This window comes from Rhodoplanes sp. Z2-YC6860 (assembly GCF_001579845.1).
Taxonomy (GTDB): Bacteria; Pseudomonadota; Alphaproteobacteria; order Rhizobiales; family Xanthobacteraceae; genus Z2-YC6860.
Window position 1 is genome coordinate 782,802 of record NZ_CP007440.1, and the last position, 13,252, is coordinate 796,053.

General features: G+C 62.9%; 10 protein-coding genes. 7 read left to right on the forward strand and 3 right to left on the reverse strand.

Annotation, left to right across the window (positions count from 1 at the left end; genetic code table 11):
• The first annotated feature begins 1 nt into the window (after position 1).
• Together RHPLAN_RS03595 and RHPLAN_RS03600 are read left to right on the forward strand one after the other, a co-directional pair.
• Positions 2-895, forward strand: a complete 894-nt coding sequence (locus RHPLAN_RS03595; RefSeq protein ID WP_068013909.1) for an N-acetylmuramic acid 6-phosphate etherase — start codon at positions 2-4, stop codon at positions 893-895.
• On the forward strand, positions 888-1,913 hold the full coding sequence (locus RHPLAN_RS03600; RefSeq protein WP_068013911.1) for an SIS domain-containing protein: 1,026 nt from the start codon (positions 888-890) through the stop codon (positions 1,911-1,913). Before RHPLAN_RS03595 ends, RHPLAN_RS03600 begins: the two co-directional genes overlap by 8 nt.
• Positions 1,914-1,973: 60 nt before the next feature.
• Here RHPLAN_RS03600 and RHPLAN_RS38150 read toward each other — a convergent pair whose 3' ends face one another.
• The gene (locus RHPLAN_RS38150; RefSeq protein WP_084244239.1) at positions 1,974-2,273 is read right to left on the reverse strand and encodes a hypothetical protein; all 300 of its coding nucleotides are present in this window, start codon (positions 2,271-2,273) and stop codon (positions 1,974-1,976) included.
• Positions 2,274-2,753: 480 nt separating this feature from the next.
• Between RHPLAN_RS38150 and RHPLAN_RS40985 the strand changes: the two genes are divergently transcribed.
• Together RHPLAN_RS40985 and RHPLAN_RS03610 are read left to right on the forward strand one after the other, a co-directional pair.
• The gene (locus tag RHPLAN_RS40985; RefSeq protein ID WP_068013913.1) at positions 2,754-3,470 is read left to right on the forward strand and encodes a lytic transglycosylase domain-containing protein; all 717 of its coding nucleotides are present in this window, start codon (positions 2,754-2,756) and stop codon (positions 3,468-3,470) included.
• A 151-nt stretch (positions 3,471-3,621) separates the two neighbouring features.
• Positions 3,622-3,825, forward strand: a complete 204-nt coding sequence (locus tag RHPLAN_RS03610) for a hypothetical protein (protein WP_157100040.1) — start codon at positions 3,622-3,624, stop codon at positions 3,823-3,825.
• Positions 3,826-3,873: 48 nt separating this feature from the next.
• Here the strand turns inward: RHPLAN_RS03610 and RHPLAN_RS40765 are convergent, their stop codons facing one another.
• Positions 3,874-7,494, reverse strand: coding sequence for a M10 family metallopeptidase C-terminal domain-containing protein (locus tag RHPLAN_RS40765; protein WP_068013917.1), 3,621 nt, complete (start codon positions 7,492-7,494; stop codon positions 3,874-3,876).
• Positions 7,495-7,614: 120 nt separating this feature from the next.
• Here RHPLAN_RS40765 and RHPLAN_RS38155 point away from each other — a divergent pair, with 120 nt between their 5' ends.
• Positions 7,615-8,970: a tetratricopeptide repeat protein gene (locus RHPLAN_RS38155; RefSeq protein ID WP_084244243.1), complete on the forward strand. Its 1,356-nt coding sequence runs from the start codon at positions 7,615-7,617 to the stop codon at positions 8,968-8,970.
• Between the two features lie 25 nt (positions 8,971-8,995).
• Here the strand turns inward: RHPLAN_RS38155 and RHPLAN_RS03625 are convergent, their stop codons facing one another.
• Positions 8,996-9,913: a tetratricopeptide repeat protein gene (locus RHPLAN_RS03625; RefSeq protein ID WP_068013918.1), complete on the reverse strand. Its 918-nt coding sequence runs from the start codon at positions 9,911-9,913 to the stop codon at positions 8,996-8,998.
• Between the two features lie 210 nt (positions 9,914-10,123).
• On the opposite strand from RHPLAN_RS03625, the gene RHPLAN_RS03630 reads away from it, so the two are divergent.
• Together RHPLAN_RS03630 and RHPLAN_RS03635 are read left to right on the forward strand one after the other, a co-directional pair.
• Positions 10,124-11,125: a L,D-transpeptidase family protein gene (locus RHPLAN_RS03630; protein WP_237180041.1), complete on the forward strand. Its 1,002-nt coding sequence runs from the start codon at positions 10,124-10,126 to the stop codon at positions 11,123-11,125.
• Positions 11,126-11,300: 175 nt separating this feature from the next.
• A complete protein-coding gene (locus RHPLAN_RS03635; protein ID WP_198164694.1) occupies positions 11,301-13,235 on the forward strand; it encodes a sensor histidine kinase in 1,935 nt (644 codons plus the stop codon).
• Positions 13,236-13,252 lie beyond the last annotated feature (17 nt).

Consider the following 13,252-nt stretch of genomic DNA (forward strand, 5'->3'; position numbering starts at 1 on the left):
CATGGCGACCGAGCACATCAGTCCGCGCTATGTCGATCTCGACTCTTGGTCTACGGCCGAAATGGTCGCGGCGATGTACGAGGGCCAGCTCGCGGCAGCAGCAGTGGTTCGTGCTGCGCTTCCGTCAATCGGTGCTGCCGTCGATGACGCCGTGCCGGCCCTGCAGCGTGGCGGCCGGATCGTCTATGTCGGTGCCGGCACCTCGGGACGGATCGGCGTCCAGGACGGCACCGAGCTGACTCCCACCTACGATTGGCCTGCCGAGCGGCTGGTCTTCGCCATGGCCGGCGGCATGGAGGCGCTCATCAAGAGCGCGGAGGGCGCCGAGGACAACGAGACCGCGGGCGCACAGGCCATGGCCGACGCGAAGATCGGCGGAAACGACGTGGTCATCGGCATCGCGGCGAGCGGCACGACACCATTTACGATCGGCGCCCTGCGCGCAGCCACTGCGGCGGGCGCGGTGACGATTGCGGTGGCCAACAATCCCGGCGCGCCTCTCTTTGAAGTGGCGCGCCATCGCGTGCTGGCCGACACCGGCGGCGAAGTGGTCGCCGGGTCCACCCGCATGAACGCCGGCACTGCGCAGAAGATCTTGCTGAACCTGATCTCGACGGCGCTGATGGTGAAGCTCGGCCGGGTCTACCGCGGGCTGATGGTCGACATGCGTGCCCGCAACGCGAAGCTGCGCCGCCGCGCAGCGGCGATTGTGATGGAGATTGTCGGTTGTACGAAGGCTGAAGCCGCGCGGTGCCTCGAGCAGACCGATGGCGACTTGAAGACGGCCATTCTGGTCGGGCTGGGATTGAACCGCGGCGATGCCTCGCGGTTGCTGCAGCAGCATAACGGCAATCTCCGATCCGCCATCAATGCGAAAACCGGCAACAATGGCTGAGACGCATTTTGAAAGCGCGATGGCGCGCGAGATCGCCGAAATTCCGGCAGTCGCCGGACGCCTGCTGGCGCAAACCGATGTGTTGGCCGCGATCGTCGAGCGGATCGAGCAGCTCAAGCCTCGTGTCGTGGTGTTTTGCGGCCGCGGCAGCTCGGGCTATGTCGGCATCTATCTGCGCTATCTGTTCGAGGCGCGACTGGGGATGCTTGCGTCTGTATCCGCGCCTTCGGTCGTGACGGCTTACGAGAGACCGCCAGACATGCGCGGTGTGCTGTTCGTCGTGATTTCGCAATCGGGTCGCAGTCCCGACCTCGTGACGGCAACGCAAGTGGCGCGCAACGTCGGTGCGTTGACGCTTGCGATCGTCAACGACGAGCAGTCGCCCGCGGCGGCGGCCGCCGAACTCGTCCTGCCGATCGGCGCCGGACGCGAACATGCCGTGGCCGCCACCAAGACGGTCGTTTCGTCGATGATCGCGGGGGCTTGCCTTGTGGCCAAGCTGGCCCGCGACGATGAATTGACAGCGAGTCTGCGACGGATGCCGTCTCGGCTGTCGCTAGCACTCGAGTGCGATTGGTCGGCTTGGGCTGATGCGGTTGCTGGCGCGGCAGCCACCTTCGTGGTGGGCCGGGGTTATGCGTTGGGCTGCGTTCGCGAGATCGCGCTGAAGGTCTCTGAAACTTTGCGCATTCCGGCGATCGGCCACAGCGCCGCGGAGTTGCGGCATGGTCCTTGGGCGTCGATTTCGTCTTCAACGCCGGTGCTGGTGCTGCGTCAGGATGATCGGACCGCGGCCGCCGTTGACGGCGTGCTCCAGGATCTGGGCGACACAAAAGCCCCGGCGTTTGCGGCTGGAGGCCCGGCGGGCACGCTGCCTTGGATCGGCGACGGTAATCCTGCCTGCGACCCGATTCTGATGCTGGTGCCAGCGTATCGCGCGATTGAGCGGGCTGCGCGCAAACGGGGTTTCGATCCTGACAACCCGCCGAATTTGAGCAAGGTCACGCGTACGTTGTGAGGCCGCGGGCGCGATCTCGAATTGAAACCGGCGCGTTGGACGCGCCGGTTTCAGTCTTAGTTAGTAGCAAACGCGACGGACAATGGGTCGGCCCCATGGGTTATACCCGACCACCTGACGCGGGCAGCCGTAATAACCGCCGCCGCCATAGTAGCCGTACGGGCCATAACCGTAGCCGTAGCGTGGAGCGGTTGCTGCGGCGAACGCGCCGAGCGCAAGACCGCCGACAACGGCAGGTCCAACCCATCCGCCGCGATGGCCCCATCGCGCTTCCGCGGAGGATGTTCCGGCGAGCGTCGCGCCTGCCAGAGTGGTGGCCGCAAGGGCGGCCATGCCAATTTTCTTCAACGTCGGGTGCATGATCACTCCTCTTTCTTTTCGCGTATCCGCCACCCGTAATATGAAAGCGCGGACGCGCGTTCGCGTTCCCCAAGCTGCTGCTGAATCGGATGAACATGCATTCAGAGGGGAACGCGGGACATTGAGATATGCGGCAACCCGCGCGCGTTCCGGTGCATCAAAATACACAGGCGGCTCGCGTGGCGAGACCGGCCCTCGCCTCGACGCCACATTATCGTCGGGATCAAAAGGCATGGATGGCTTGATCCCAACATTGAATGAGAGGACCACCAGCCGATGCGTGTGGCCACCCTATGCGTCGCTGCCTGCTGGGTCACAAGCGCAAGCGTCAGCTCATCCGAGCCAAGGCCTCCTGTCGAACCTGCGGGCATGGCTTCGACGACAGCGTTGCCTCAAGGGTCGGAAGCGCAATCCGCTCCATCGTCCGGGAGTGATGCGTCTGCTGACACCGGTTCTCATTCGCCCGCCCAGCCAAAAAACGTGGCGCCCTCGAAGGCCGAGCTTTGTGCGACCGCGGTGCTGGTCGCACAGGCCAACAACCTGCCGGCTTCGTTTTTCACTCGGCTGATCCGGCAGGAAAGTGGTTTCAATCCGCGCGTCATAAGCTCGGCCGGAGCCCAGGGAATTGCCCAGTTCATGCCGGGGACCGCCTCGTCTCGCGGGCTCGCAGATCCGTTCGAACCGACGGGCGCCTTGGCGGCTTCAGCCAAATATCTGGCGGAGCTCGTCGATCAATTCGGCAATCTGGGCCTCGCGGCTGCGGCTTACAACGCAGGGCCGAAGCGCGTTCAGGACTGGATCGCAAAGCGAACGAGATTGCCTGCCGAGACCCGGAACTACGTCTACAGCATCACCGGACAGTTGATCCAGGCGTGGACGGTGAGCCGCTCGCAAGCGGAGCAAATCCAGTTGGCGTCGGCCGACGGCTGTGCGGCTGTCGCGCCCGCGCTGCTTGCTCAGAACGACGGGCCGCCGGTCTCACAAAGTCCGGAAGCGACGGTTCGCTCCCGTGACCAGCGGACGAAAGCGGCTGCGTCGGAGCGTCACGGCTTGCCGAGGCCCAGTCATTTCATCGTCGGGCGGCCCGTGGCCGCAGCCATCAAGGCTGCCGAGGCGAAGGTGCTGGCAAAAGCCAAATGGCAGTCCGGAACGAGGCATGCGCGCCACGGCGTTGTTCGTGTGGCTTCTCTTCGCTAGGGCACGATCCCGAAAAGTGTGAAGCGGTTTTCGGATAAGATCATGCCCAAATAACAGTAAGGAGCGACGGCTCTGATGCAACGAAGTTGAATCAGAGCCTAGCAGGTGCCAGCGTGCTGCCGTTTTGCACCGAAGATTGGATGTGAACTCGATGACCGCCGACTCGAAGGCCTGCCCGGATTGCGAGACGCCCATGACCGTGATGGCTTCGATGCCGTCGCTCCAGCGTCAAGGATCGTGGAGCTTCTTTCTCTGCCCGCAGTGCGGCAAGGTAGAGCGGGAGCGTTTCGAGCGGCAGAGCGATGTCGCAGAAGGCGATGCTGAGCCCGGGCAGCTTGAAGCGGAAATCAAATGACTTGAGCATCCCAAGTCATTTGATCCGAAATCATCATTCTCGTTTCGACTACGCGACGACGAAGTCGCCCGTATGGACCGTGGCGCCGTTCTGCAGCTTGATGACTGCGTCGGTGGCCGAATGGTAGCCGGCAGTGCCGGCGTTGATCACGAGGTAGGTGCCCGCGTCGGTGCCGCCGTTGATCGTGACTTCGGCGGCCCCATTGGCAAGGAGCGTCACGCTATCCAAAACGTTGCCTAGGTCGGTGGCCAAGTTTCCGGTACCGGCCGTGCTCGTGGCGTTGAGACTGGTCGGCAATTGCGTGACTCCGAAGTGGTCGGTGCCCGATGTGAAGTCGGTGATCGTATCGAACGCGGAAGCGAGCGAGTCTGCCAGCGTTTTGAAAATGAAAGTGTCGGCGCCCGCTCCGCCGGTCAGCGTGTCTGCGCCAGCGCCGGCGGTGATGGTATCGGCGCCCGAGCCGGTGATGATTGTGCTGTTTCCAGACGTGGCAGTGACAGTGAGATTGCCAGTGTCGGCCGAGGCGGTGAGGTTGCCGCCTCCCAGCGTGATAGAGGCGGCCGCGCTGCCCCCGAGTGTGAGGGTATGACCGCTGGTCAGCGCCTGAGCGTTGATGGTGTTCGTCCCTGAGCCTGTCGTGATGGAGAGGCTGGCGACGTCGTCGGTGGTGACATTCAGGTCGCCGGTGCCGTCATCGGTCAGGTTGGCTGTCAGGTGGGTGACGGTGAAGTTGTCGCCGCCGTGCAGGGTGAGGGAGTTGGTGGCCAATAGCGCCGATGCGTTGACCGAGACGGCGTCCCGGGTGGCGCCGGCCGTGCCGGTGATGGTGGTGGCACCGGAGCCGGTGGTGATCGAGATGGCGTCGGTGGTGTCGGTGTCGGCGTTGGCGGTGACGACGGTGAGCGAGCCAGTGCCGTCGTCGGTGAGAGTGCCCTGCAGGCCGGTGACGCTGAAGTCGTCGCCGCCGTGCAGCGCGAGCGTGCTGGCGGCCAGCAACGCCGCGGCGTTGATCGAGACGGTGTCCCGGGTGGCGCCTGCGGTGCCGGTGATGGTGGTGGCGCCGGAGCCGGTGGTGATCGCAATCGCGTCGGTGGTGTCGGTATCGGCGTTGGCGGTGACCACGGTGAGAGCGCCGGTGCCATCGTCGGTGAGGGTGCCCTGCAGGCCGGTGACACTGAAGTCATCGCCGCCGTGCAGCGCCAGCGTGCTGGCGGCCAGCAAACTGGCGGCGTTGATCGAGACGGTGTCCCGGGTGGCGCCGGCGGTGCCGGTGATGGTGGTGGCACCGGAGCCGGTGGTGATCGAGATGGTGTTGTCGGCGGTGTTGTCCGCCGTGGTCACGTTGAGCGTGCCCGACAGGCTCGTTGCCGTCAGATCGCCCTGCAGTTGAGTGACGATGAGATTTGCCGTCCCGCTCAAGGTCAGCAGCAAGTTGTTGGCGAGCAGCGCCGCATTGATGGGCACGCCAACGGTGCCGTCCGCGACGATCGCGGATGCGCCAGCGACCGAAATCTCACCTCCACCTTGAATCGTCCCATCGAGCTTCAAGGTGGTGCCGGTTTGAAGGGTCACGGCGGTGCCGGTGTCGATCGTGACCGCATCCGTGCTGCCGTTGAGCGTCGTCGTGGTGCTGTTGCCGGTGACGTTGATTTGACCGGAGCCGGTCAGTTCGCCGCCAGCGATCGTCACGTTGGTCAAGTTCAGGGTTGCGTTAGCATCGACCTGAATATGACCTCCGGCGTCGTTCAGGGTCTCATTCGACAGCAGCAGCACCGTGCCGTTCCCGGTGACCTGAAGCGTTCCGTCACTCGAGAAGGTGCCGACATCGTGGATGCTGTTGGATGCGCCGCTCGTGACCTTGATCAGGCTATGGTTGATGAGATTGCCTGAATCGATCGTCGAATTCTGCAATTCCAGGACGGACGACATCGGCAGCGTCGGGGCGTCGATCCGAATAAGCCCCGAATTGGTGACGGCCGTGGACATGAGCGTGATCGAGCCATCGATCACCTCCATCGTTCCGGTGTTGCTCACGTTTGCGGAAATGAACGTGATCGAACCGCCGGCCGCCTCGATCGTTCCGGCGTTGAGGACAAGCTGGCCTGGATGCGCATTATTGCCGACGGAGAAGCTCGCGCCGCTATCGACCTTGATCGTGCCGCCGTTGTTCGACAGCGGATTTGCATCGGCGGCGTTGATTCCGAAACTGCTCGCGGCAACCTCGAGCGTGACACCGTTGTCCAGCCGCAGACTGTTAAGAGAAACGGGTGTTGAACTCGTGACGTAAACAGTCCCGCCAGGAGTGGAGGAGACGGGGATCACCGCGTCTTCGGTCGGCAGCGGTACGAAGCTGGTGCTCCATTTCGAAGGGTCTTCCCAATTCCCGATACCGCCGTGCCACTCGACCTTACCGGTCGGATCCTGATCCAGCGTCAGCGGCAGGGAGACGACGTCGGAATTGCGCAATCCGCCCAGCCCGAGCACCGTCACGTAGACGTCCAGATGTGTCTCGGTGACACCCGAGGCGGGCGTGATCACCGTGATACCGGCCGAAAGGTCGGCCGCGGTAAACGTCAGGGTCGTGCCGGTTCGCAGCGTGGTTTCGGTTCCGACTCTGAAGCTGTATCCGGCTGGAATGTTGGAAACCGTGACCGATACAAATGTCTCGTACGTCGGGTTGGCGACGTGGGGTATGATGTTTTGCGAAAAATTCACCTCGCCGATCTGGAATCTGCTGATCGGCAGGACGGTGACAGTGGGCAGACCCGTAATGGGAAGCGGCGGTGCCCCCGCGTCCCCGGCTTTCGCCTCGACGTGATAGATGAAGGGCGGGGGAACGGGGCCGCTCTGCGGTCCGATATTGAGGAGGGCGGTGAATACGGGCAACTGGTTGAACTCGATAGAGCCGCCAGACCCCAAGCCGCCAGCCGTGCGCTGAAACAGCTGGAAGAACGGATCCTGCGACCCTCGAGAATAGATGTCGAAGGCCGACTTGTATGCGCTCTGAAAGTCGAGCATTTGCGCTCGGGTGTTGGCGACAACTTCGATGCTGAAGCCCGAGCCGCGCGGGTGCAGCACAAGCGTGTGACCCGGATCGTCGACGATGAAGACCTGTGGGTTTTGACCCTTGGTGACGACTTCAAACGTGCCGTGCTGCAGATCCTTGACCGTCACGTCGTCGAAATCGAAGATGACGATCTCTTCGCTCGCGGCGTTGGCCTCTTCCACGAGGCACAGGATGAACAGTGCGGCGAGACCGCTCGCCAGCGCAGCGACGCCCGTTCCGCGGATAGCGGCCGAGGGGGTTTCGACCTCCAGCTGGCCTTCGCGAACCTTGCGGCCGGGAAGGAAGCCGACTTCGCCCCGGATTACCCGCACCGACGACCGGCCCGGGGCGGTTTCGGCCGGGTCGAAGGCGTCTATGGCGATAGAGGAATTCGATCCTAGATTGAACGTCGTGCCATCAACAAAAAGGATGGCCGTTGAGCCATCCTCGGCGGTTTTGATGATGTCCCCTTCGCAGACAAAGCTGCCCGTGGCGCCAGGCCACGCCAAACCGCCCCGGATCAGCTCGACGCGTCCGGCAACGACCTGAAGTTTGCCCACCGGTTTGTCCTGCGGATCGGAAAACTGACCCCCGACAACCAGCCCGCCCTGCGTTACAGACACCGATCTTCTCGATTAATTCTGATGACTAACAGTATCGATTTTCTTTTTGATCTGTAATCGGAAAGGGGTAAAATACCCCCGTACTCCCTTTTAAGCTTACCGCGCACGGCGCGAAAAATCATGTTTTTATTTTGGCGGCCTTGGTCAGTCATTTTATTGGCCTTATGGCTTGGTCTGGCATACGGCGGATGGACAGTGGATCGGGCGTTGGCTCAGCAAGGGGCCGGCGACGGTTCGATCGGAAAGGTTATCGCGGTCAGCGGCTCGGTCACGATCGAGCGCACCGCCGCGGTGCCCGTCCAGGTCAGTGTCGCCGGGCGTAGGGGCGACGCTCAGATCGGCGATGTGGTGTACGAGGGCGACATCGTCACAACTGCAAGCGACGGCACCATCGGCATCCGGTTTCTCGACGGTACGTCTTTCAACCTGTCGAAAAACGCTCGAATCGAGCTGAACGATTTCGTCTACAAGCCGAAAGCAGCCGGCAACTCGACGCTGCTCACCTTGCAAAAGGGCACGCTCACCTTCATTGCCGGTACGGTTGCCAGAATCGGCGACATGAAGGTCGAAACGCCTGTCGCCACTATGGGCATTCGCGGCACGGCGCCTCGCGTGGAAATCCTCGATGACGGCACCGTCAAGTTCTCGACGCTGATCGAGGAGTACAAAAAGGAACAGCCAGGCGTCGGCACCCTGTCCAGGGTGTCGCAGCGGACCGACCTCCTTGAGGTCATGGACCTCTGCAACAATCGCGATCCGGCGGTTAGTCAGCGTCGGATCGCAGCATGCAAGACGTTGGCGGATGAGCACGTCGACAGGGCCGAGGCGCGCGCGCTGCTTTACAACAACATGGGCACGGCTCGTGTCGTGAGCGGCGACTACGCGCGTGCGATCGAGGATTACACTACATCCATCAACCAGGATGGACGCTCGGCGAAGACTTTCAACAATCGCGGCATTGCCTTTGAAAAGAGCGGCGATACGCGTCGTGCGCTTGCGGACTTTTCCGAGGCGCTCAACATAGCACCGGACTATGTGCCGGCATTGGCGAACCGCTCCAAACTTTACGAAGGCATGGGCGACGTGTCGCGTGCCGTTGCCGATCTCAGCCGGGCTATCGAGCTTCAACCGGACTCGGCCGCATTCTGGAATCAGCGCTGCTGGCTCCGGGCGGTCAGTTCGTCCGTCCAGGATGCGCTCAGCGACTGCAATGAAGCGCTTCGCCGGGGACCGCCGACGGCGGCCCGATACGACTCGCGCGGGCTAGTTTATCTGAAGCTTGGCAATGCGTCGCAATCCGTTGCGGATTACGATTCGGCTTTGCGGATCGATCCGCGATCGGCCAGCGCCCTTTACGGACGGGGTCTTGCGAAACGCAGGTTGGGTGATCGGACGGCCGGCGACACCGACGTTGCGGCTGCGCTCCGTATCGACGGCAGCATCGCTAATCAATTCGTCCGCTTTGGCCTGCAGTAGGCGCGCACTTCTTCGATCGCGTGGCTTAGGATTTGGGCCGATTGGAGAGGGGCTTCCACTCTCTCGCGCGCTTCTGCGCGTCATCGAGCTCCGCTTTGGTCACGCCTGGCGATATGGCGTCCAGCTGCTTCGCTGCTTTCGTATCGCCGCGAGACGCGGCCAGGCTCAACCAGAAAAGCGCCTGTTGGACGTCCCGGGTGACGCCCCGGCCGTCGAAATACTGAACGCCGAGGCTGGACTGGGCGAGGACATAGCCCTGGTCCGCTGCGGCACGATACCATTTGATCGCTTCTGCATCGTCGTGGGCGACACCGCGCCCGCTCGCGTAGAGGATCGCAAGATTGTATTGCGCGAGCACGTGTCCCTGCTTGGCCGCGGCGATCACCCACTGGGCGGCCTCTTTTTCATCTAAAGGAGCGCCTCGGCCTTTCGCGTAATGGAGCGCCAGGCTGTATTGCGCGCCCGCATGGCCGGCATCCGCGGCGGCTTGATACCATTTGACCGCAGTCGAATCGTTTCTTGGGACACCCTCGCCGCTGGCGTACATCGATCCGAGTTTGAACTCCGCCTCGGTATAATTTTGCGCTGCCGCACGTTCAATCAATGCGGCTCCTTCGGTGGCGTTTCGCTCCACCCCTTGGCCGTTCAGATACAGCGTCCCGAGATTGAACTGGGCGCGGGCGTTGCCCTGACCTGCCGCCCGCTTGAACCATTGCGCCGCATCCGAATAGCTCTGATTGACCCCAAGACCATCGGCGTAGAGGCCGCCAAGCGCGATTTGAGCCGCGGCGTCGCCTTTATCAGCCAAAGGCTTCCAACGTTGCAGCGCAGCGGCGTAGTCGCCGCGGTCGTAGGCGACGGCACCGTCCTCAAATTCGCCAGCCGCCGCGCCGCTGAGGTATGTAAACACCACAAGCGCAGCGACGCTCATGAGCCGCCGCATAGACTCCTCCCACCAAGTTCCACCTCATTCATAAGAATTTCACATGTCGCGGCAATGAAAAATGCACCGGCGGCGACGACGCCGACAGGACATCGTCTCGGCATGTGCGCGCTCCCGCCGATGGAAACCTTCACATCGCTGGCTTGTTGATTTCCCGTCATTGCCAGAAAGGCGGCAGCGAAAATGCGTCGGTTGGCTTTATTGGCGTGTTTGGTTTGTTGGTGTGGGCCGTCGTTCGCTGCGGCGGCCTTCGACGCTCAGAGCGTCACCGACGCCCAACTGCGCGACGGTGCCGCGCGGCTCAAACCGGAGCTTCTGACCAAGGCGCAGATCCTTTTGTCCCGCGCGCATTACTCGCCGGGCGAGATCGATGGGAAACCCGGTCCAAATTTTTCCAAGGCGCTCGCGGCTTTTGCTGGCGATCGCGGTCTTCAGAGCAACGAGCGGCTGACTGACGAGGTCTGGCGGGAGCTTGCCAATTTCTCAACCGATCCGGCTCTGATCGAATACACGATCACGGAGGCCGACGTTCGTGGTCCTTTCCTCGCGAAGATTCCGGCGCGGATGGAGGACATGAAGCGTCTGCCGGCGCTGTCCTACGTCAGCCCGCGCGAGCGGCTCGCCGAGAAATTCCACGTGAGCGAGGCGCTGCTTGGTGCGCTCAATCCGGGAAAGAAGCTCGACAATGCCGGCGAGCCCATCATGGTGCCGAACGTGGCGCAGGTGAAGCTCGGCAAGATCGTACGGATCGAAGTGAACAAGACCGATCAGACGTTGCGAGCCTTCGGCCCGGACGAAAAGCTTGTTGCCTTCTATCCGGTGACGGCGGGCAGCAGCGAAAAGCCGGCCCCGCGCGGTCGGCTCAAGGTCACGACGGTGCAGAAGAATCCGACTTACCATTACGATCCGAAGTACAAGTTCAAGGGCGTGCAAACCAACAGGCCCTTTACGATCCAGGCCGGGCCCAACAACCCGGTCGGCGCTGTTTGGATCGGGGTATCCGGAGAGGGGTATGGTCTGCACGGCACGCCGGAGCCCTCCAAGATCGGGAAGACGGAATCGCATGGCTGCATTCGTTTGACCAACTGGGATGCGCTCGAGTTGGCCGATGCCGTCGGCAAAGGCGTCCCGGTCGACTTCGTTGGTGATGAGCAGGAGCGCCGCATCGCCCGGGCTCAGGCACAACGTCCCAACGCGCGGAAGAAGCGTTAGCCACAATCCCCATTGCGGCGACGCCGACCGGTCTTCGATCATGGGCTTGTGCTAGAGTCGAGGGACGGTCCATGCGATTTGCCGCCCCATGCAACTGCAGAGATTCTTAGAGCGACCCAGTCTAAGAAGTTCGCTGTTCGCCCTGGCTATTGCCTGCACCATCCCGATTGCATTGGTGGCGGGCGGCCTCGTCTGGTTCTTCACCGCGAAAGAATTCGACCAGAACGAGCGTGACCTCTCGGACCGTGCGGCGCTGACGCTCACGGCGGTCGAACTCAAGATTCAGAATGTCATCGAAGACCTCCAGGTCCTCGCGGAGTCTCCCGACGTTGCGGCTGGCGATTTCCGGGCGTTCGGCGCGCACATGCGTGCCGCCAATCGCTGGATTGGCGGTTATGGCCTTGTGCTGGTCGATCGCAGCGGACAGCTGCTGATCAGCACGCGCCGCGCGCCGGGCGAGACGCTTCCCAGGCGCGGCAACCTGGACACGCAGGAGAAGGTCTTTGTCACCGGCCAGCCGCAAATCTCGGGACTGATCGCGGCCGCGGAGTCGAACAATTTCATTATCTCGATCGAGGTGCCGGTCCGCGTGAACAACGAAGTCCGCTATGTGCTGGCTGCAGGGCTCCCGCCTGAGTATTTCGCCGACCTGATGAGAAAGCTGGTGCCGCCCGAATGGATCGGCAGCATCGTCGATCAACGGGGGATGCTGATATCGCGTGTGCCGGAAATGGGGGTGGTCGGGCAGCCGATCGTTCCGGTGCTGCTGGAGCAGGTCGGCAAAACCTCCGGCCGCTGGATCCCGATCGAGTCGCGCAGCGGCGGCGAAGCTTACAGCTCGTTCCTGCGGTCGCAGCAGCTCGGCTGGACGGTCTTTGTGGCGATGCCGCGCGAGCTGTTGAGCGCAGGGATGCGGCAAAGCGTGGTGATCCTGACCGCGCTGGTGCTGGCGGCGCTGGCCATCAGCCTCTTCCTCGCGCGTCAGCTGTCGCGCTGGATCATGCGGTCATTGGAAGCCCTGCAGCTCAATGTCGTGACGTTGGGGCAGGGTGGACACCTCCGCCCGAGTGCCAAGAGCGGATTGCGTGAGGTCGCTCACATGGAGGGCGTGCTGGCCGGCGTCAGCGAGAACATCGCGTCTGCCCGCGAGCGGGTCGAGCGGGAGAGGATTCTGCTGAAGGCAACCGTGCAGGCGATGCCGGTCGGCGTCCTGATCGTGGGCCCCGACGGCGGCGTGCTGCTGGCCAACCGCAAGGCGCTCGCCATCTGGAGCGCGGATCGTGTCGAGACATTCAAGGACTTCACCAATGTGACGCGGCTGCGTCTCGACGGCAGCCGCTATCCGCCTGCCGAATGGCCCGTGACGCGTGCGCTGCGCCACGGTGCTGTGACCGAAGACGAAGAGGTCATCCACGTCACACGCGATGGCCGCAGCATTCGCGTTTCCACCAGCGCGGCGCCGGTCTACGACGACGCTGGCACTTTGATTGCCGCGGTCGCAGCATTTTTCGACCTCACCGAGCTGCGCAATGCCATCCAGCAGCAGAAGCTGCTGCTCGACGAGATCAACCATCGGGTCAAGAACACGCTGGCGACGGTCCAATCGATTGCCACGCTCACGCGTTCGGGCTCGAGCACGGTCGAAGCCTATGTCGAAAGCTTCCAGCAGCGGATTTTCGCGCTGGCCCGCGCCTACGATCTCCTGACCGACAACAAATGGCAGGGGACGGACCTTCGCGCCATCGTCGGCGCCACGCTGGCGCCGTATGGCCGTGCCGACCAGGTGTCGATCGAAGGTCCGCCCGTGCACCTTCCGCCGAAACCGACCCTGGCGCTCGCCGCAGCGCTCCAGGAGCTCGCGACGAATGCTGCGAAGTATGGTTCACTCTCGGTACAACAAGGCAGGCTCGATGTGTTCTGGAGCTATGAGAATCAGAAGCTCGATCTGACCTGGACCGAGTCGGAGGGGCCGGCCGTGACGCCGCCGACCCGTCGGGGCTTCGGATCCCGGCTGATCGAAGAGGTCCTGGCGCGAGAAGCGGGCTGGACCTCCGAGATCAAATATCGGCCGAGCGGGCTCTGCTGCCATCTGGCCGTCCAGCTGACATGATGTGTCGCCACCCTGTG

Excerpts from the sequence above, each read along its gene's own strand:
- RHPLAN_RS38150 (WP_084244239.1), bottom strand. The coding sequence starts at position 2,273 with ATGCACCCGACGTTGAAGAAAATTGGCATGGCCGCCCTTGCGGCCACC.
- RHPLAN_RS03595 (WP_068013909.1), top strand. The coding sequence starts at position 2 with ATGGCGACCGAGCACATCAGTCCGCGCTATGTCGATCTCGACTCTTGG.
- RHPLAN_RS03625 (WP_068013918.1), bottom strand. The coding sequence starts at position 9,913 with ATGCGGCGGCTCATGAGCGTCGCTGCGCTTGTGGTGTTTACATACCTC.
- RHPLAN_RS03600 (WP_068013911.1), top strand. The coding sequence starts at position 888 with ATGGCTGAGACGCATTTTGAAAGCGCGATGGCGCGCGAGATCGCCGAA.
- RHPLAN_RS38155 (WP_084244243.1), top strand. The coding sequence starts at position 7,615 with ATGTTTTTATTTTGGCGGCCTTGGTCAGTCATTTTATTGGCCTTATGG.
- RHPLAN_RS03610 (WP_157100040.1), top strand. The coding sequence starts at position 3,622 with ATGACCGCCGACTCGAAGGCCTGCCCGGATTGCGAGACGCCCATGACC.